Origin of the sequence: Chlamydophila parapsittaci (assembly GCF_006385615.1) — a bacterium.
GTDB lineage: Bacteria > Chlamydiota > Chlamydiia > Chlamydiales > Chlamydiaceae > Chlamydia > Chlamydia psittaci.
The window spans coordinates 130083-149236 of record NZ_CP041038.1 but is presented as its reverse complement, the minus strand read 5'-3'; the positions used below and the strand labels follow the sequence as shown (position 1 = coordinate 149236).

Below are 19154 nucleotides of genomic sequence, written 5' to 3'. Positions count from 1 at the left end.
GAAAAGTAGAAAAACGTTGTAGCTAGAGTGCGCGCTTAATCTATTTTTTCTGTTGCGAATATCCGCAATAGATAGGAGATAAGTTCATGTAACTTGAATTTATGAGTTCTATAGCCGATGTAACAATCGGGACGGATAATAAATAATGAATCCGGATTTGCATGATAAAGATTAGCAATCTTTTGATCTTTAGTCACAATGACCTCTAACCATTCACCATACTCTTCTTTAAGAGCTTGCTCTAGATCCGTACGTTCTTTAAAGAAGATGAGTAAGTGTTTGGTACTTTTTAAACTGTCTAGTAGATAGCTGCCATTATCCAGTTGAGCATTAATGGCTCGTATGCCAGGACCTGGACCAAGAATTTCTTTATCTTGTGAAGACATCTTAATAATATCGCTATTTTGATATTTCAATGCCTTATGGGGGGGATAGTAATACTCTCCTCCAGAAACATCCAATTGACGGCAACCCTTTAAAAAATAATACATCAGAGCGGGTGCATAAAGATTGGAGAATAATAGATTTTTAGCTCGTCCTTGCCTCTTTTCGCTAAGATGCGGAAGAATGTTCCCAATCTCATGTTCTTTAGCTGTGATGAGGTATTTTGAGGCAGCCTTTTTTACCACAGGGATAAGCTTCCATGTTAAGTTAAAAGCTGTATGGATATTGGAATTTATTCCTGTAAGATAAGAAAAATTCAGATTATTAGCTAAATTACCCACAAATAGAAAGTTGTTATGGTCTGCAGGATACTGATGAAGAACAGATTTGATATGGTGATGTTCATCAGTAACAGCAAGATTGTAATTATAGAGTAATTTCTGCTTTTGCTTTACTGATAGGGGGTAAGAAGTATTGCTAAGACACAACTGCTTAGTGCCTTTCTTGTGATTATAAAAAACAAAATTTAAGAAACTTTTTGAGCTAGGAACCAGGTGAATATGGCTTTCTTCAAAAGGTTCCCCTTCATCACAATCAACAAAAAGGACTTCTTTTACTTGCTTCCGAGGTTTTAATTGATTTTTAAATAGATCGCGAATGTCAGGATCACTGTCAGCTTCGCTGGCAATAACCCATTTCGGGTTGTAAATTTCCCGATTTTCGAAATTTTGTGATGTTTTCGTACTCTCAATAAAAATGCTATTGTCTACCAAAGTCACAGGACGTGTTCCCCAATGGATCGCTCCACCATTTTCCTCGAACTTACGAATCAAGTGTTTGGTAAACTCTTGATAAGAAGTGGATAAAGCAAACGGAAAACGCGATTCTGATGCTTGATTAAACTTGAACAATACAGTGCGCTTTTTCCAATGATAGCGGGCTCCGAAGAGTTTATGCCCTTTTTCTACGAAGTCATCGATTAAACCTGCATTATCTAGAAGTTCTAAAGAAGAGCATGATAAAACAACAGGAAGATCCCTAAGATCTATAAAATCGGGTTCATCTGCAGAATCCCGATGGTCGATCACTTTTGCAAGAATGCCGTGCTGAATGAGCATGTTTGCTAAAATGAGACCTGTGGGGTTGGCGCCTATGACTAATACATCTGTCATATCGATCTCTATGAGTAGAAGACACGAATAAATCCTAGTATAGGGAAAAGGATCTGATGAATCAAGCAGGGAATATTTTTAGAAAAGCTCACAAAGTCCTTTCTTTCTGAGAAGTATTTTTAGAGATATCAGCCAAAGTTAAAACAGTCTCTATAGATGGCTATGGAAGTATTTGACTATATCTCGAATGATCTCCTGCATATGGGGAGACGTACCTAAATTGTGATCCGTATTTTCATAGATTTTAAACTCTGTATTCCCTGGAGCTGTATTTTTAAATAAGTCTATTTGAGTTAAAGATACTAAGTTATCTTCTCTACCCTGTAGATGTAAAATAGGGATTCTTGTAGGAAGAGAGTTCAAAACAATATGATCTTGAAGAGAGAGAAAAGCGCTCACGTCTTCTTCGCAAATGACTAAAGGAGCCGTGCCAAATCCGAAATCCTTTCCCAGGTTATCCACAATACTCGTATTGTCGTTCACCGACTCATACATTTCTTTAAATAAAATTGCTCCATCAGCAACTGGAGCCCAGAGGCTGATTGCACGAATCTGAAATTGGGAAGGACAGTAAAATTGTGCCAGATGTAAAGCAGTGTGGCACCCTAGAGAGAAAGAGGCAATACCCAGCCTAAAAGGATGAACTTCAGGGTACTGGATTACAGTACTAAGAATATCCTCACCGTTTCTGAGATAGGTTTGAATAGGCACTTCATGAGCAATACCCTCGCTATTTCCGCACCCAGCCATGTCAAAGCGTACACAAGCTATACCCGACTCAACTAGAGCGCGTGCAAGCTTTCTATAAGATCCTGTCAAGCCACCGACTGTACTTCCACGGAATCCGTGAAATAAAATAACAGTAGGATAACCACCTTCAGGCATAGGAGTCGTTGGTAAGTGGAGTGTGCCTACAAGGTTATGCTTACCACTTTGTATATTTACAGCCCGGCAGATTTCGTTTTTTGGAGTCTGCGTTCTGTTAATTACAATCAAGCTCTCAGGGATTTCTGGGAACCCAGGGATTTTAATTGATTCAGCTTGAGATGCATTAGCTACTATGAAAAACAAAAAAATAAATGCGAATAGTTTGCTCATTTTAACTAACATGAAAAGCAACCTAATTAAAAGATAACTAAAATAGGGTTTTATATTTTTTTTGTCAATGTATTGGGGAAAAGCGGGACAAGGGTATAACAGAAGCGAGTTTTTTATAGAAAAAATTTCATGCTTTTCAGGTTTTGATTAGAAGATTCTTGTATTTTCATCGAGTGAAGGATACACTAGCCTCTATTTTATTTTAAAAAGATCTCTTTGTCAGGATATTATGCGGTACGATCCTAGTTTAGTAGAAAAGAAGTGGCAGCAATTTTGGAAGGAACACAAGAGCTTTAAGGCAGACGAAACTGCGGATAAGCCTAAATATTATGTATTGGATATGTTCCCCTATCCTTCTGGAGCAGGCTTGCATGTCGGACATCTTATAGGGTATACCGCGACAGATATTGTCGCACGATACAAGAGAGCTAAAGGATTTTCAGTTTTACATCCTATGGGGTGGGATAGCTTTGGCCTGCCTGCAGAACAATATGCTGTGAGAACAGGAACACATCCTAGGGAAACTACAAAAAAAAATATAGAGAATTTTAGAAAGCAACTTTCTGCTATGGGGTTTTCCTATGACGAGGGGAGAGAGTTTGCTACTAGTGACCCTGATTACTACCGTTGGACTCAAAAGCTCTTCCTTTTTCTATATGAAAAGGGGCTTGCCTATATGGCAGATATGGCAGTCAACTATTGTGAAGAGTTGGGGACTGTTTTAGCTAATGAAGAGGTAGAGAATGGTTTATCCGTAGAGGGAGGGTATCCTGTAGAGCGTAGAATGTTGCGCCAATGGATTTTACGCATTACAGCGTATTCAGATCAGCTATTGCAGGGTTTAGAGGATTTAGATTGGCCAGAAAATGTTAAACAGCTCCAGAGAAATTGGATAGGGAAGTCGGAAGGTGCTCTCGTACGCTTTGAAGTAGATAACGGAAACTTTTTGTCAGTATTTACTACACGTCCTGATACTTTATGTGGCGTATCGTTTCTCGTTATGGCTCCAGAACATCCTGAGATAAATCACCTAGTTTCTGAGGAACAGCATAGTGCTGTAGAAAACTATATTCGCTGTGTGCAAAGTAAAAGCGAACGTGAACGTATCAGTGAAACTAAAGTAAAAAGCGGAGTGTTTATAGGAGCCTATGCTAAGCATCCGATCACAGGTGCTCCTTTACCTATCTGGGTTTCAGATTACGTGATCATGGGATATGGTTCCGGAGTGGTTATGGGCGTCCCTGCTCATGATGAAAGAGATCGCGAGTTTGCCAACGCATTTGCTCTACCTATTTCTGAGGTGCTTGATGACAACGGACAGTGTATCCATAGTAATCATGGGGATTTTCTTCTCAATGGCCTGAGAGGCAAAGAAGCTAGCGATTATGTGATTGCTTATTTGCAGAAGAAGAATTTGGGAGAAGGTAAAGTTGTTTATAAGCTGCGTGATTGGCTATTTTCTCGCCAAAGGTATTGGGGAGAGCCAATTCCTATTATTCATTTTGAAGATGGGACATGCCGTCCTTTAGAAGATGATGAACTTCCTTTACTTCCTCCTGAAATTCAAGACTACCGCCCCAAGGGTTTTGGTCAAGGGCCATTGGCAAATGTCAAAGAGTGGGTAGAAATTCATGATGTAAAAACTAACCGTAAGGGAAGACGTGAAACACATACGATGCCTCAATGGGCAGGATCTTGCTGGTATTACCTACGTTTTTGTGATGCGCATAATTCTCAAGCACCTTGGTCTAATGAAAATGAACGCTACTGGATGCCTGTAGATCTGTATATTGGAGGGGCAGAACACGCAGTTTTGCACTTACTGTATTCTCGCTTTTGGCATCGGGTGTTTTATGAAGCCGGATTGGTCTCGACTCCAGAACCCTTTAAAAAGTTAATCAATCAAGGTTTAGTTCTTGCTACATCATACCGAATTCCTGGTAAGGGGTATGTTCATCCTGAAGACGTTCGAGAGGATAACGGCAAATGGACTACTGCTTCTGGAGAAGAATTAGAAGTCCGTCAGGAGAAGATGTCGAAGTCTAAGTTAAATGGGGTGGATCCTCAAACCCTAATAGATGAGTTCGGCGCTGATGCGTTGCGTATGTATGCTATGTTTTCAGGACCGTTAGATAAAAATAAGCTTTGGTGTAATCACGGTGTTTCCGGCTGTAGACGCTTTTTAAATCGTTTTTATGAGTTAGTTACTTCCTCTGCTGTGCAAGATGTTGATGATCCTAAGGGAATGGCTCTTGCGCACAAACTAGTACATAGGGTTGGGGAAGATATAGAAAAAATGTCTTTAAATACCATACCATCTTCGTTTATGGAATTCATAAATGAATTTACAAAGCTTGATACTTATCCTAAATCTGCTTTAGCTATGGTCGTGCGAGCCTTAGCTCCTATAGCTCCGCATATCAGTGAGGAGTTGTGGACAATTTTAGGCTATGCTCCTGGTATAGACAAGGCAGAGTGGCCAGAGGTAGACCCTAAATATTTAGAAGACGCTTCCGTAACCTTTGTAATACAGGTAAATGGAAAGTTAAGAGCACGTTTAGATATTGATAAGAACACTTCACAAGAAGACATCTTGTCCGCAGCAAGAGAGTCCGTCGCTAAATATCTAGAAGATAAAGAAATTAAAAAAGAAGTTTTTGTTCCTAATAGATTGGTGAATTTCGTTCTATGATCAAAGGTCGACGTACTAAGCTACATACTTTCCTCTACGATTGTTTTTTAATCTTCGCATTTATGGTGGGGCTTCCTAGGATTCTGTATAAGAGATTCGTGCATGGGAAGTATACCAAGTCATTAGGTATTCGTTTTGGTTTTAAGAAACCAGAAGTTCCAGGAACGGGGCCCGTAGCTTGGTTTCATGGAGCTTCTGTAGGTGAGACAGCTCTTCTTCTTCCCTTATTAAAACGGTTCATGAAAGAATATCCGGAATGGCGTTGTGTTGTGACTTCTTGTACCGAATCCGGACATGAGAATGCTCACAGGTTGTTTGGACCTCTCGGAGTGACAACTTTTATTTTACCTTTAGATTTAAGTATAATTATTAAACCGGTTGTTCGTGCGATATCCCCATCTTTATTAGTTTTTTCTGAGGGAGACTGTTGGCTGAATTTTATTGAAGAGGCCAAAAGGCTAGGCGCTACTGCCGTGATTATTAATGGGAAGCTTTCCGCTAATTCTTGTAAACGCTTCACCATTTTAAAACGTTTCGGTAGGAACTATTTTTCCCCTGTAGACGGCTTTTTACTACAAGATGAGCAGCATAAAGCACGTTTTTTGCAGCTGGGTGTTGATAAAGAGAAAATACAAGTTACGGGAAATATCAAGACGTATACAGAAACACTATCTGAAAATAACCAGCGGGATTATTGGAGAGAAAAATTACAATTAGCTCAAGATACGGAGTTGCTTGTCTTAGGTTCTGTACATCCTAAAGATGTTGAGGTTTGGCTTCCTGTAGTTCGGGAATTACGTAGGAATTTAAAAGTTCTTTGGGTACCTCGACATATTGAGAGATCCAAAGAATTAGAAGCTCTCTTGAGTAAAGAAAATATTTCTTATGGTTTGTGGAGTAAAGAAGCGACATTTGCTCAGCATGACGCCATTATTGTAGATGCTATTGGTTGGTTAAAACAATTGTATTCTGCCGCTGATCTTGCTTTTGTAGGTGGTACATTTGATGATAGGATAGGCGGACATAATTTATTGGAGCCGTTGCAATGTGGTGTGCCGTTAATTTTTGGCCCGCATATCCAATCCCAGTCAGATTTAGCAGAGCGTCTGTTGTCCATGGGTGCAGGTTGTTGTTTAGACAAGACCAATATAGTCAAAGTGATCACATTTTTATTAGATCATCCCGAGGAAAGAGCAGCTTATATTCAGAAAGGTGCAATGTTTTTACATGAAGAGAAAGTCGCTTTTGATCGCACCTGGGAATCTTTTAAAAGATATATCCCTTGTGTAAAAATATAGAGCTTTGCTAAAGTCTTTTATCTATCGCGGGATAGAGTAGTGGTCATCTCGTTGGGCTCATAACCCAAAGGTCGGAGGTTCGAATCCTTCTCCCGCTATTAATTTTACCATCTAGTGTGGCGGTATAGCTCAGATGGTTAGAGCAGCAGAATCATAATCTGCGAGTCGTTGGTTCAAGTCCGACTACCGCTAATTTTCTTCTATAAGCATCTTTTTAGAGAGTAGTTTCTGAAGTAGCCAGATAGTTGCCTTGGCAAAGGTGCTTATTTTTCTCTACTTTTTGTTTCCCCATGACAATGTTAGTGGCCGTTGATCTATGAGGCGCTCTTCACCAAAATATTGTAATGGCCCAGGAAAAGAATACAAATCTTCCATCAAGCACGTATCACTTTGATTTAAAAGGTATTGAACTTCTGGAGCATTTGGATTTACAGAATCTGTTTTAATTACAGGTATTTCTTCACCTAAGCGTTGTTCTAGTTGCATCATTTTATATAAAGGAGTAGCCCCGCCACTCCATTCGTTATAAGGGAGAGCTAGGTTATTGATAGTCACCATATACCCTGTCCGTTGTCTGACAAGGAAAAGAGCAGAAACAATGCCTAAGGCTAGTCCGTAATTAGCATCGAAATTTGAAGGGAATCCCGCACGCGATTCATAGCCAAAAAAGTGATTCACAGGTTGGAATTCCATATTGGGTTCTATTTTTTGGATTTCTTTTTTTATTAGAGCAGCTAAGAGTTCCTCTGTAGCAATTTTAGAGACCCGTACATTCCCATAAGAATCCCTAGCGATCAGTAGCTGCTGAGCAATTTCTGTAGGTAGAGCAGAAAATGTCTTTAAAGACTCTGGAGAAAGTTGCTTATACACATTATCAAAGTTTAGGGTGTTGTCTAAAAGTAACACATTGAGTTCATTGATGAGTTTCTTTGTATTGAATATGTGTTCAAGCAACCCTTCAGGAATGAGTATCGTGCTGTAATTTTTCCCAGATCTGTAACGATTTACTAAGCCCATAGCGAGATGTTCACTAAGCTTTTGTAGGGAAATCTTTCTCATAGCGAGATGTTCGCTAATGAGGGTAATATTCGGTAAGGTCTGTAGACCACATTCTAAAGTTGTATAGGAAGCTTTTTGTCCCATAAGACGGACAAAATGATGGTACTTTTTTATAGATAGAGTGTCCTTCTCTAAATTTCCGATCATTTCTGAATAAATACGACAGGAAGTATGAAATCCTAAAGGAGTCTCAATCCAGAAGTTTTTTAGATCTCCATCAATAGTTTTTGGCACCCCGATAATGGGGATATGGCAGTTGTTCTTGAGGAAATACTCGGCGAGCATTGCTGTATCCGTATTCGAATCATTCCCTCCTATAATCAGTAAACCATCAAGCTTGAGCTTTTTTACCGTAGTAAGAATTGTGCTTTTTTGTTCTTTGGTTTTGATTTTCTCTTTACTGGAAGAGAGCATGTCAAAACCTCCGACATTGTAATAGTCATAAATTACAGAGATATCGAGATCTTTATATAAACCACGTGTTAATCCTAAAGGGCCTTGAATAAACCCAAAAAGTTTTGTTTTGGGGTTAAAGGCGCGCAGTCCTTCGAATAGCCCTATAACCACGTTATGGCCTCCGGGAGCCTGACCCCCAGAAAGTAATACACCAATCTTCAAAGGTTGAGAAGGTGTTGCCTTTCCCTTTTCAATAGTGACTTCAGGGATGTTGCACAAATGAGGAATATGCTCTTGAAGATCTTTAGGAACATGAGGAGATGCTGTAGAGGCAGAGTCGACAATATGCAAAGACGTGATACCATGTAGAAAGCTTAAGGTTTCCGGACGGTAGTGCAAACGCTGCAATTCAAAGTAACTTTTATTTACAGAGAGAAGCTCCACAGGTAGTTCCTAGGGAATAAGTTGATGTTTTAGCCATTGTACAAGTTCTGATAACATAGAGCAAGACTGAGGAATATGGTGACCAGTATGGGGATAGACGCGTAGCTCATAAGGATTGGGTTTGTTCTTGATAGCCTCAGAAAAGATTTCCTGGTGATGTAAGGATACGACAGTATCCTCTTGTCCTTGCATGTAGAGGATAGATAGGGAATCAGAAAATTTCGGGATTTCCTTAGTTACGTCCATTTCAATGAATTGCGAACAGAACGTTTTATTGATGCGCATACCTCCATAAAAAATATCTTCTGAGGATGGAGAATGTGAAATCAGGTTATTGGGAAGATGAATAGCTTCTTGTAGCCATACAGCCCCTTGAATGGTCGGGGCCCACACTGCGAGGCTTTTTACATAGTGTAGGCTAGACATATTTAAGAGAGATAAAGTAGCTCCCAATGAAGAACCAAAAACAGCTATATTTTTTGTATCGATATGGTTTAAGCCGTAGCCGTGAGAAATAATTTCATTTGCACTTAAGATATAGTCGTTGAACGAGAAGTCATAGGGATCGCCTTCTGCATCCCCATGTCCCGGAAAATCAACGCGTAAAACCGCAATCCCACATTCTGACAATTTTTCAGCAAGGTGTACGTGAGTGCGTTTAGAACCTATTTTACTTGAGGCTAATCCGTGAAGGGTAATGACCAAAGGATAGGGAGGAGAAACCTGTGCAGGTATATGGAGAACACCAAAAGTTGTAATGTTATTGAGGATGTTAAATGTAATTACATGACGATGTTCATGTTTATGGCATGTAGTGCTCATTCAGTTTTACTTTCCATAGGTTTAAGAGGGTATTTATGCGTGAATTTAATTTTTTAAAAAGAATTCGTCGAGAATAAACTCGAATTTCTCATGGTATCATCTTGTTATATCGCTAGCGGAAATTAATAATCGCAGTCAGGAATTTCCATACATATAGAACACCTTTTTTGCCATTCATTATGATTGAGGAGGAGAGTAAGAGGAGGGAAATGATCGGAATGAGAGTTGGGCGGGGTGTCAATTTGTAATGGTCCTAAAAAACGATAAGAATCTTCTAGAGCCCATATTTTTCTATAGAGTTTAAACTTAATAAAAGCAGGACTGCTAATATCAATTAAACTCTTCTTTATCAGAGGTTTTATAGTTCCATCCGACTTTTTCTTTGTTGTGAACATTTTTACAATAGGCATAGCGCGTAGCCGCCATTTATCTACAATATTAATCAGTGATTCGATGACAGTGAGGTAGCCGTTGCAGCGGTTATACGTAAGAACTCCTGCGCCATATCCTAGGGCGTAGCTGTAGGTATTATCGAATTTTGTGGGTAGGCACGACCTTCCCTCATAACCTAAAAAATGAGAAATCGCATTAAACGGAACATTTTTAAAATGTTTCTTCAGGTGGTTATCTACAAGGTGGATAAGCAATTTGTCCACGCTGATTTTAGATACATAGACGTTCCCGTGAGCATCACGATCATTAAGGAGTTGTTTAGCGATAGTTTCTGGGAAGCTTTTTAGTAATTTTTGAGATTCACGGGATAGAGAAGAAAATTTATCCGCATCTTCAGGGATTCTTTCGATTTCTTTAACAAGGTTGTTAATCTCAGGGATGAATTCGATAATGCCTTCAGGAATAAGAATAATCCCATAGTATTTCCCCATAGCGGCTCTATCAGCAATGATCGAACAGACTTTATGGATTATCGTATTTAGAGGCACATTCTTTTCTGCGATTTCTTCTCCTATAAGAGTGATATTTGGATGGGTTTGTAGAGTGCATTCTAAAGCAATGTGCGATGCAGAGCGTCCCATAAGCTTGATCACGTGGTAATGCGCTTTGCAAGATAGCGTATCTCTAGAAATGTTGCTAATAATGGAGGAATAAAATTTTGTTGCTGAATCAAATCCAAAGGTAAGGTCTAAAAATAGATGTTGAAGATCTCCATCAATAGTTTTTGGGACGCCTACAACGCACGTTTTAGGATGATGCTGAGAAAAGTATTCTGCTAGGATAGCCGTTGCTGTATTCGAACCATCACCGCCAATAATTACTAAACCATCAAGGTCTAAAGCTTGTACTGTTTTTAAGCATCGGGCTTTATTTTCTTCAGTGATGATGTTTGTTCTTCCTGTGCCTATACAGTTGAATCCTCCGGAATTTTTGAAAGACTCCATGAATTCTTCGGTAATTTCTACTGTATGATTATTGAGAATCCCTTGGCCGTTATTAAGAAAGCCAATGAGCGAGCTGTCGGGATGTATTTTCTTTAAGCTATGAAGTAATCCCCAAATAACATTATGACCTCCGGGAGCAGGACCTCCCGATAGCATCACACCTACTTTTAATGGACGAACAGGTTGGTCAAGAGTTCCTGAAGTAAATTTTAGGTAAGGACTGTCATAGGTATTCGGGAAAAGCTTAGCAACGTCGGCATCAAACTTAGGGGAAAATCGTAAATCATTTGTTGGAATCAAAGAGGGGAATTTTTGTAGTTCCCTCGGGAGGGGAGGAGTACCTGGGATAACTACGTCGTTGAGATCATTGGAGTTCACGTGCATATACAGTATTTTCGTAAATTCGCTGTGTTTTTCTTTATCGAATAAGAGAAAACCTTCTTTTTAGAAGGTTTTCCCTATCGCCGTTTGAGGATATTTCTTAGATAAGACCGAGAATTTTCCACCATAGGCTGCCGATACCTACCCAAATGGCAATATTGACAATACTTAGAACAAAACCAGATTGCCACCAATCCTTAATAGAAACGAGTTGCGAACCAAAGTATAGGGGTGCCGGTCCCGAACCATAGTGAGTGAGTCCTCCAAACAGGTTACTGGAAAAGGCTAGTACTAAACAGGCGAAAATGGGGTTGGTCCCTAAGGCTATGGAAACAGCGAGAAATACAGGGAACATGGCACCGATGTGCGCTGTGTTACTTGCAAATAGGTAATGTGAGTAAAAGTACATCAGGGCGAGGATAGGGAAGCCTATTTTCCACGATAGTCCTGTAACCGCTGAGGCTACGCTATCTCCAATTAGAGGAATGAAACCTAATTGATTGAGAAACGACGCCATCATAATAAGAGCGCCGAACCAAATAAATGTTTCCCAGGCAGTTGTATTAGCCATGACATCTTTATGCCAATCTAAAATATTTGTCAGGACAAGCAGGGATAGACCAATTAATGCTGCTGTGGTCGCTGATATTCTTAGTAGGTCTCCAAATGTCCATAGAACAACAAGCAAAATAAAAATCATCAAGATGATCTTTTCGCCTTTTTTCAAGGGGCCCATTTCTTTAAGACGTAATTTTGCTGTGCGGATGGCTTCCTCACAAGATGTAATTGTCGGTGGGTGCAGCTTATAGAGGACTATAGGCATAAGTACTAAACTCAGTAATCCGGGGATTACTGCTGCCTTTGCCCATGTTGCCCAGGTAAGAGCTATGCCTGCATTACTTGCTAAAGCTGCTAATAAGGGGTTACCAGCCATAGCAGTCAGAAACATGGCGCTGGTAATTACAGAGCTTTGATAGGCGACTTTAATGAGGAAGGAGCCAATCAGGCTTTCTGTTCCTTTTTCTGCAGAGCTGCCGAAAGATTCTGATAGTCCCATAACTACTGGATAGAGAATCCCCCCGGATCGTGCTGTAATACTAGGAATCGCAGGCGCTAAGAGAAAATCAGTAATTACCAACCCGTAGCTTAATCCCAGAGGGTTTTTCCCTAAGATGCTGACAAAAAAGTAAGCAACGCGTTCTCCGAGACCTGTTTTAATAATGCCTTTTGCTATGGAAAATGATAGAAAGACCAGCCAGGCTATAGGATCATGAAATCCTGAAAGACCTTGTTCTAGAGTTAATGTTTGAGTAAGTAGCAGTGTAGAAATCCCGATAATGACTATGGCTCCCATAGGTACGGGCTGCAGGATAATACCTAGAATTGTCGTTGTGAATACAGCAAATAGATGCCAAGCGTTGGGGTTTATTGCTTCAGGATGAGGACAAAACCATATGCCTAAGAGTACGAATGTGAGAAATAAAAGAGACAGGAACCGTTTTTGTTTTTTCACTTGGGACCTCTTTGCGTTATAGTCTGTTGGAAAATCCCGAGAGGGTTTAAGGCTCTATAGGAAAATCTTCGAGCCATTTTTCCATTTCTTCTAGGGTGTCGTTAATGAGTTCTGGTGAGGACAAAAGTTCCTGAAGACAGGACTCAATAGTTTCTTCATTTATGATATTTATTACATCTTCCATGCTTATGAAAGTTATATCTACAAGACCGGCATTAAAAGCTTTGCTAATCGGGTAGAATAATTCTCCGGGATACAAAGCACATATAGCAGCAATGAGACTATCCCAAGCAAAAGAACGACTTTTTTCTAATCTATAGTTTAGCAGTTCTCCAAAATAACGGATAGTTGCCTCTCTAGAGATTTTTTTTATTCCTACAAGATGTACAAGACTAGAAATTCCTGCAGCTTTTACATAAGGATTAATGCCTGGGGATTCTATAAGCTCTTTAATTAAAGATTCATCGTCGCATACGCTTGCCAGGATTCTTGAGAGGTCTTCAGTAAGAACGTCACCAGCAATTGCATGAGGTGTATCATCGGAGTAAGAAAAGAGCTTAATAATTAATGGAAGAGCTCGAGTTTCTCGAAACTGTGCTAGCAAATACATGGCATACAGATGCCCTTGATAACTACCGTCATTGATTAATTCCGGGACGCGTTCTGTAGCGTCTTCAAGAATCTGAAGTAGGTAGGGAGTGATTTGTGCATGTTTGACGATCGCAGCTTCTATAGCTTCTCTGGGAAGTATCCCTTCGTCGTAAGCGAGGTCTTCCAAGATATGAGAAATTTCCATCGTCAATGATGCTCCATTCTAACGGCGGTTAGTTTGATTCGTAGCACGCTCAACTTCTTCCTGTCAACGATTTACACGTAATGCCTAAAGGGCTCGATAACAGTTTTCCTATGCTATTGAGTCATAGATCTTTAGGTGGTTAAACAAGACTGTTTGTATCCTTGCAATTGTTGCTTTACAAACATCTAATTCAGGCAAATCATAAAATGAACGTGGATCGCAGTATACATAACTTTTCACATACTACAAAGAACTTTAGGTTTTCAGGCGGTGTCTAATTTTTTGTTTGGTTTTTAAATGAGTACTTTCTCATGAGCTGTATCGCTGTGGTGACATTCGGTATCTTCTAGAGAAAATACGGGGATAGCATCCAGAAGTTCTTGGGTTTTTTTATGTTTAGGATCCATGAAAATTTTTTCTCTAGGTGCGTATTCTACAAGAGATCCTTTATCCATAACAGCAATGGTATCTGCAATATAGTATGCTGCTGACATGTCATGGGTAATGAATAGAAGCGTGCTTTCACATTGCTGTTTTATTGTTTGGAAAAGTTCTAAGATTAGTGATTGATTTAGGGTGTCTAGAGCGGAGATTGGCTCGTCGCAAATAAGGAGATCAGGCTCACAAACTAAAGCTTTTGCAATTGCCACGCGTTGTTTTTGGCCTCCGCTAAGCTTATAAGGTTTTAATCGTAATACTGATAAAGGTAAGTTAACGAGACGTAAGACGCTTAGGATTTTTTCTTTTTGTTGTTCTTTAGAGTAGGTTCCTATGATATGGAGAGGTTCTAAAATAAGGTCTTCGACACTCATTGTAGGATTTAAGCTCGAGTGTATGTCTTGCCAGACAATTTGTACTGTTTTTGCCTTGGGCGTTTTCGGGTCAACATGAAAGGTAATCGTCCCGTGATTCGGCCGCATTAATCCTAAAATTGCCAAAGCTAGAGAAGACTTTCCTGAACCACTTGCACCGACAACGGTTAGACATTCTCCTTTTTTGAGTTCTAGGTTAATGTCATTGAGAATGACCTGCTTCCTAATGGAAATGGATAGGTTTTTTATGGTAATTAAGTTAGTCATATGTTGTCTGCAAAGTATCTGTATTTCTTAAATTTTCGAGCTTCGCTTTTAAAATGGGCGAAGAGCTAGCGGTTAGAGGAATTTTTGATACAGCTTTCAGAAGACGTTTTGTATAGGGGTGCTGTGGAGAAGAAAAGATCTCTTTTACACTGCCTGTTTCTACAAGTTGGCCATCTTTAATAATTGCGATATCATCACAAAGTTCTGTGACTAAAGCGAGATTATGCGTCACTAACAACATCGCGGTATGATGTTCTTTATGCACTTTACGCAATATACGCAATACCTGAGCCTGAGACACAGAATCTAGAGCTGTTGTTGGCTCATCAGCAAGAATAAGCTCTGGAGAGCTCGCTAGAGATATAGCGATTACGGTACGTTGCCGCATCCCCCCACTTAATTCAAAAGGATAAAGGTGAAAACAGCGTTCGGGATTCGGGATGCATACGCTTGAGAGTAATTCTAAAGCTTTTGCATAAGCTTCTTGTTTTGTTATGGGATTGTGTTGTCGTAAGGTTTCTACAATTTGAGCTCCTATACGCATAGATGGCGTCAGAGATCCAATAGCATTTTGCAATACTGTCGCTATTTTCTTTCCTCGGATCTTTTGGAATTTTTTATAGGACAGGGTTTTTAAATTTGTATTTTCAAAGAAGATGTCTCCTTCTAAGATTTCACAATTATCTGGAAGGAAACCCAAAATCGCTTTAGTAATTGTTGTCTTCCCTGATCCATTTTCACCAACTAACGCTAGGCTATGCCGTTTTTTTATTGAAAGGCTGAGATTATCTATGAGCAATCTACGTGGATTGTTTGATGCTATCGTAAGATTTCGTATGTTGAGTAAGGTATCAGGCATGGGAATTTTCCTCGATGAATAGTGCTTTTGCTCCTTCTCCGATGAGGTTAAAGCTTATCGAGAGCGTAATCATGAAAAATGAGGGGAAGAAAAATAGCCATGGGTAGTAGTCAATAGCGTTGATACCTTCTTTTACTAATGTGCCTAGGCTAGCTTGAGGAGGTTGGATACCTAAGCCTAAAAAACTAATAAACGCTTCTGTATAAATAGCTCCAGGAATAGTAAAGATTAATGTGGAGATGATAGGGGTTAGCGTATTAGGAAGTAAGTGTTTCCTGAGAATATGAAATGTAGAGGCGTTCATCGTCTTCGCGGAAAGCACAAATTCCTTATTTTCTAATAATAAAAATTGTCCGTATATAATTCGTGCTATGGGTATCCACCCCGTCAGTGTCATAGCAAGAATCAAAGGAAGGATTCCGTGATCAAAAATCACAAGAAGAAGAATAATAACTGGGATTCTAGGAATCGAAAATAAGATTTCTGTAATGCGCATCATGAGGAAAGCAACTTTTTTCCCCGAGGATAAGGCTACTGTAGACCAAAATAGTCCTACGAAGACATCGATCAGGGTGGCCGTAACCGCAATAAGAAGGGACAGGCGCAAACCTTGAACCGTTCTTGCTAGCATGCAACGCCCTAGAGAATCAGTTCCAAAAGGAAACATTCTTCCCGGTTGTTGTAGGGTGTGTTCTAGAGATGTCTGTTCGTAATTAGGGTAAATCCATGGAAGAAGAACTGCTCCTATGATTAAGGTTGCTAGCAATGAAGCTCCTACCATAAACATGGTATTTCCTTTCATACGTTGCCATAGAGTGAGTTGAGAAGATTTTGAAGGAATGTCCATGAAGTTTTTCAATAGCCTTATTTATTTCTTTCTTTGAATTTCTGTTTATTCTTCACCTAAATGCTATGGATTTTGTTAGAGATGTTCACTTTCTTGAGAAAAACTCACTTCTTTATCAGCTTCCTTATAGGAATAGCGCAGCTGGGGATCTATCATTGCTTGTATGAGATCTGAAAGTAGGGAAGCTAACATAAAGAAAGCGCCATAAAATACCGATAATCCTAGAGTTACTGGATAATCGCGTTGTTTAATACTACAGACGAACCATTTTCCTAAACCGGGTATGCAGAAAATATTCTCTATAGCGAATGTTCCTGTCATAACTGTAGTCACAAGAAATGCAGCGTAGGAAATCGTGGGAAACACTGCGTAGGGAAGAATGTGTTTAAGTATAACTTTTATTGGAGAGAGTCCTTTAGCATAGGCGAGCAACACATAGTCTTTATTTAAGACTGAAGATACTGATGAGAAAGTTAATTGTGTGATGAAGGCCATCGGCGCTATGGCTAAAGCAAGGGAGGGCAAAATCGTGTGGGAGAAATTCCCCCAGCAAGCTATGGGGAAAATAGGGATTTTTACTGCAAAAATATACTGCAGCATTGTGGCTAAGACAAAAGCTGGAATGGAAATTTGTAAAATGGAAGAAAGAAGGATATAGCGCCCTTGTTTTTTCTTTCTTAATGCTGCCAGAGTTCCTAGGGATATGCCTCCGGAAATCGAAAGTAGGAGACTTTCAAGTCCTAAAATTGCTGATGCTGGAAATGCTGTCGCGATAATGCTTGTTACGCTGCGATCTTTGTAAACAAGGGAGTTTCCAAAATCTAACGTGACTAAAGATTTGAGATAATGAATGTATTGCTGATATAGGGGTTTATTTAATCCGTAGCGAGACTTAAGGATCTGTAGAGTTTCTTGTGATAAGGTGTTGCTACTTTCATCATTAAATGGATCGCCAGGAATGGTTTTCATGACGAGGAAAGTTAGGGTTAGGATAATCCATAAAGAAAGCAAGTTAAATACCAGGCGTTTCTTTATATAACGGAACATTATCTACACCTTTAATGTCATTGATAAGTCAATAAGGATTCATGATCTAGAACCTTACCTAAGCTCAAATATTATATCTCTGATTTATCGTAGCTTCAATATAAAATAATTCATTGATCCGAGTGGAGAGTCGCCGTTAAGATATTTTTTTTCGAGTTTAAGTCAATATTTTGTTTGACTTAAGTAAAAACCCAAGACGTTTTTTAAACTTATAAGATGTGCATATTATTTTGAAATCTCTGCTTCTTTCAGGTCGATATGTCCGAGTAATGAGGTGTAGGAGTTGTGAATTTTGGGGTTAGCTGCGTAGGTATATTCAAAATGGTACAGAGGAATAATAGGAAGATCTTCTTCGATGAGTTCTTCCGCTATGATTTGATCTTGTATTGTTTCATCTTTTGAAAGTAGAGTTTTCAGGATACGATTGTATTGGGCATTCTCCCATTTTGTTAGTGATTTTGTTGGCTCGTCATTTTTAAGGTTTCCGAGAATGGAAAGGAACGATGTTGGCCTCGGATAGTCGGCTATCCATCTTCCGGTGGCTAAGGTAAAGTCTCCGCGACGTCTTTTATCTAAGAAACAATGATATTCCATACCTTGGATAGGGATATGAATCCCTAGAACGTTTTTGATTTGTTGTTGTATCTCTTGAACGATAGCGTTCAGACATGCAGATTCTAAAGGATAAATAATCGATAATTCTGCGATACATTTGAGTGAGAGTTCTTTCTCAGCTTCTTTAAAATACGCGCGTGCTAATTCTTTGCGTTCTTCTGGTGATTGATCTGATTGTTTAGGGAGTTGTGATAGTTCCGGCGGTAGGAAATGTTCGGCGACTTTTCCATGGCTGATAAACTGTAATAAGGTAGTTTTATCAATGGCATAGGCCAGGGCTTTTCGTAGGGCTAAGTTATTAGTTGGGCTATGTTTTAGGTTACATATTAGAGCTGTCGTTCCTAGAACGGGGTAATTGTGCAACTTATCTTTTGGGATATGATGTTGGTCTTCTTTAGAAATTGGAGAACTCCACGGGGAACCCACCCAGTCAATCAGATTTTTTTGAAGAAGTTGTGTAGCTGTATGGGTATCGGGAACAATTTGAAAAGTGATGGTATCCAGATGCACCGCTTGTTTATCGTGATACAGAGGATTTTTCTTAATGATCAGTTTATTTTGAGGTTGGTAATCTTCAATGAGAAAAGGGCCATTAGTGATATTCGGGAGTTTGGTTCCCTTTGAGGCAGAAAATTCTCTGAGGGATTTATGTACAGGGAAGAAAATCGGATAGGCAAGAATTTCTAAAAAGTGGGGAATAGGTTTTTCTAAGGTAATTTCTAATTGCGATGCATTTATTGCGCGAATTCCCAGGGTGTCTACAGGTAGCTGTTTGCTCATCACAGCATGCGAATTTTTAATCACACTGAGAAGAAAATTAGAAGAGCAGGCTACTTCGAGATTATGAATTTGTTTTATGGATTCTTCGAAATCATAAGCAGTTACAGGATCTCCATTACTCCATGAAGCCTCTTTAAGATAAAAAGTATAGACTGTTTGGTCGCTAGATATTGTGTAATACTGTGCAAGAGCGAGCTCAGGATGAGCAGAACGTTCCCTTACAAGGCCTTCATAGAGAGCTTGGGCTATCGAGATATCTTTACTTAGACAAGCACTTCTAGGGTCTAAAGACATAGGATCATGGCTAATCGCTATCTTTAGAGAGTTCTGGTGTTTAGCAGTATGTGTATAACAACCTGTGCATAGCGGTGAAATCCCCAGAAATAGAATAACCGATAGAATGGGTGTTAGGAATTTATGCATTGTTTTTATCGTCTATTTAAACAGCATGTTTGATGCTTACTCGAGGTTTTCA

At 39.5% G+C, this 19154-nt stretch carries 14 protein-coding genes and 2 tRNA genes; 4 read left to right on the top strand and 12 right to left on the bottom strand.

Annotation, left to right across the window (positions count from 1 at the left end; translation table 11 throughout):
- Positions 1-35: 35 nt before the first annotated feature.
- Complete coding sequence (locus FI836_RS00650) at positions 36-1556, bottom strand: FAD-dependent oxidoreductase (RefSeq protein ID WP_139934553.1); 1521 nt, start codon at positions 1554-1556, stop codon at positions 36-38.
- A gap of 150 nt (positions 1557-1706) precedes the next feature.
- Complete coding sequence (locus FI836_RS00645; protein WP_014944555.1) at positions 1707-2654, bottom strand: alpha/beta hydrolase; 948 nt, start codon at positions 2652-2654, stop codon at positions 1707-1709.
- Between the two features lie 229 nt (positions 2655-2883).
- On the opposite strand from FI836_RS00645, the gene leuS reads away from it, so the two are divergent.
- The 4 genes from leuS (at position 2884) to FI836_RS00625 (ending at position 6836) form a co-directional block, all read left to right on the top strand.
- A complete protein-coding gene (gene leuS / locus FI836_RS00640) occupies positions 2884-5346 on the top strand; it encodes a leucine--tRNA ligase (protein ID WP_014943884.1) in 2463 nt (820 codons plus the stop codon).
- The gene (waaA, locus tag FI836_RS00635) at positions 5343-6644 is read left to right on the top strand and encodes a lipid IV(A) 3-deoxy-D-manno-octulosonic acid transferase (protein ID WP_013747376.1); all 1302 of its coding nucleotides are present in this window, start codon (positions 5343-5345) and stop codon (positions 6642-6644) included. The genes leuS and waaA overlap by 4 nt, the downstream gene beginning before the upstream one ends.
- A gap of 25 nt (positions 6645-6669) precedes the next feature.
- A tRNA-Met gene (locus tag FI836_RS00630) sits at positions 6670-6742 on the top strand.
- A gap of 20 nt (positions 6743-6762) precedes the next feature.
- Positions 6763-6836: transfer RNA gene (locus FI836_RS00625), tRNA-Met, on the top strand.
- Positions 6837-6917: 81 nt separating this feature from the next.
- Here the strand turns inward: FI836_RS00625 and FI836_RS00620 are convergent.
- The 10 genes from FI836_RS00620 to FI836_RS00575 form a co-directional block, all read right to left on the bottom strand.
- Entirely contained in the window at positions 6918-8543 is a 1626-nt protein-coding gene (locus FI836_RS00620; protein WP_006343277.1) for a diphosphate--fructose-6-phosphate 1-phosphotransferase, read from the bottom strand.
- 9 nt (positions 8544-8552) lie between these two features.
- On the bottom strand, positions 8553-9365 hold the full coding sequence (locus FI836_RS00615; protein ID WP_006343276.1) for an alpha/beta hydrolase: 813 nt from the start codon (positions 9363-9365) through the stop codon (positions 8553-8555).
- 122 nt (positions 9366-9487) lie between these two features.
- Complete coding sequence (locus FI836_RS00610) at positions 9488-11146, bottom strand: diphosphate--fructose-6-phosphate 1-phosphotransferase (RefSeq protein WP_006343275.1); 1659 nt, start codon at positions 11144-11146, stop codon at positions 9488-9490.
- A gap of 97 nt (positions 11147-11243) precedes the next feature.
- The gene (locus FI836_RS00605) at positions 11244-12656 is read right to left on the bottom strand and encodes an anion permease (RefSeq protein ID WP_139934552.1); all 1413 of its coding nucleotides are present in this window, start codon (positions 12654-12656) and stop codon (positions 11244-11246) included.
- Between the two features lie 46 nt (positions 12657-12702).
- The gene (locus tag FI836_RS00600) at positions 12703-13458 is read right to left on the bottom strand and encodes a DUF1186 domain-containing protein (protein WP_014518394.1); all 756 of its coding nucleotides are present in this window, start codon (positions 13456-13458) and stop codon (positions 12703-12705) included.
- A 287-nt stretch (positions 13459-13745) separates the two neighbouring features.
- On the bottom strand, positions 13746-14531 hold the full coding sequence (locus FI836_RS00595) for an ABC transporter ATP-binding protein (RefSeq protein WP_006343272.1): 786 nt from the start codon (positions 14529-14531) through the stop codon (positions 13746-13748).
- Complete coding sequence (locus FI836_RS00590) at positions 14524-15390, bottom strand: ABC transporter ATP-binding protein (protein ID WP_006343271.1); 867 nt, start codon at positions 15388-15390, stop codon at positions 14524-14526. The genes FI836_RS00595 and FI836_RS00590 overlap by 8 nt, the downstream gene beginning before the upstream one ends.
- On the bottom strand, positions 15383-16237 hold the full coding sequence (locus tag FI836_RS00585; RefSeq protein ID WP_006343270.1) for an ABC transporter permease: 855 nt from the start codon (positions 16235-16237) through the stop codon (positions 15383-15385). The genes FI836_RS00590 and FI836_RS00585 overlap by 8 nt, the downstream gene beginning before the upstream one ends.
- A 75-nt stretch (positions 16238-16312) precedes the next feature.
- The gene (locus FI836_RS00580) at positions 16313-17284 is read right to left on the bottom strand and encodes an ABC transporter permease (protein ID WP_006343269.1); all 972 of its coding nucleotides are present in this window, start codon (positions 17282-17284) and stop codon (positions 16313-16315) included.
- A gap of 225 nt (positions 17285-17509) precedes the next feature.
- A complete protein-coding gene (locus FI836_RS00575; RefSeq protein WP_006343268.1) occupies positions 17510-19102 on the bottom strand; it encodes a peptide ABC transporter substrate-binding protein in 1593 nt (530 codons plus the stop codon).
- Positions 19103-19154: the final 52 nt, after the last annotated feature.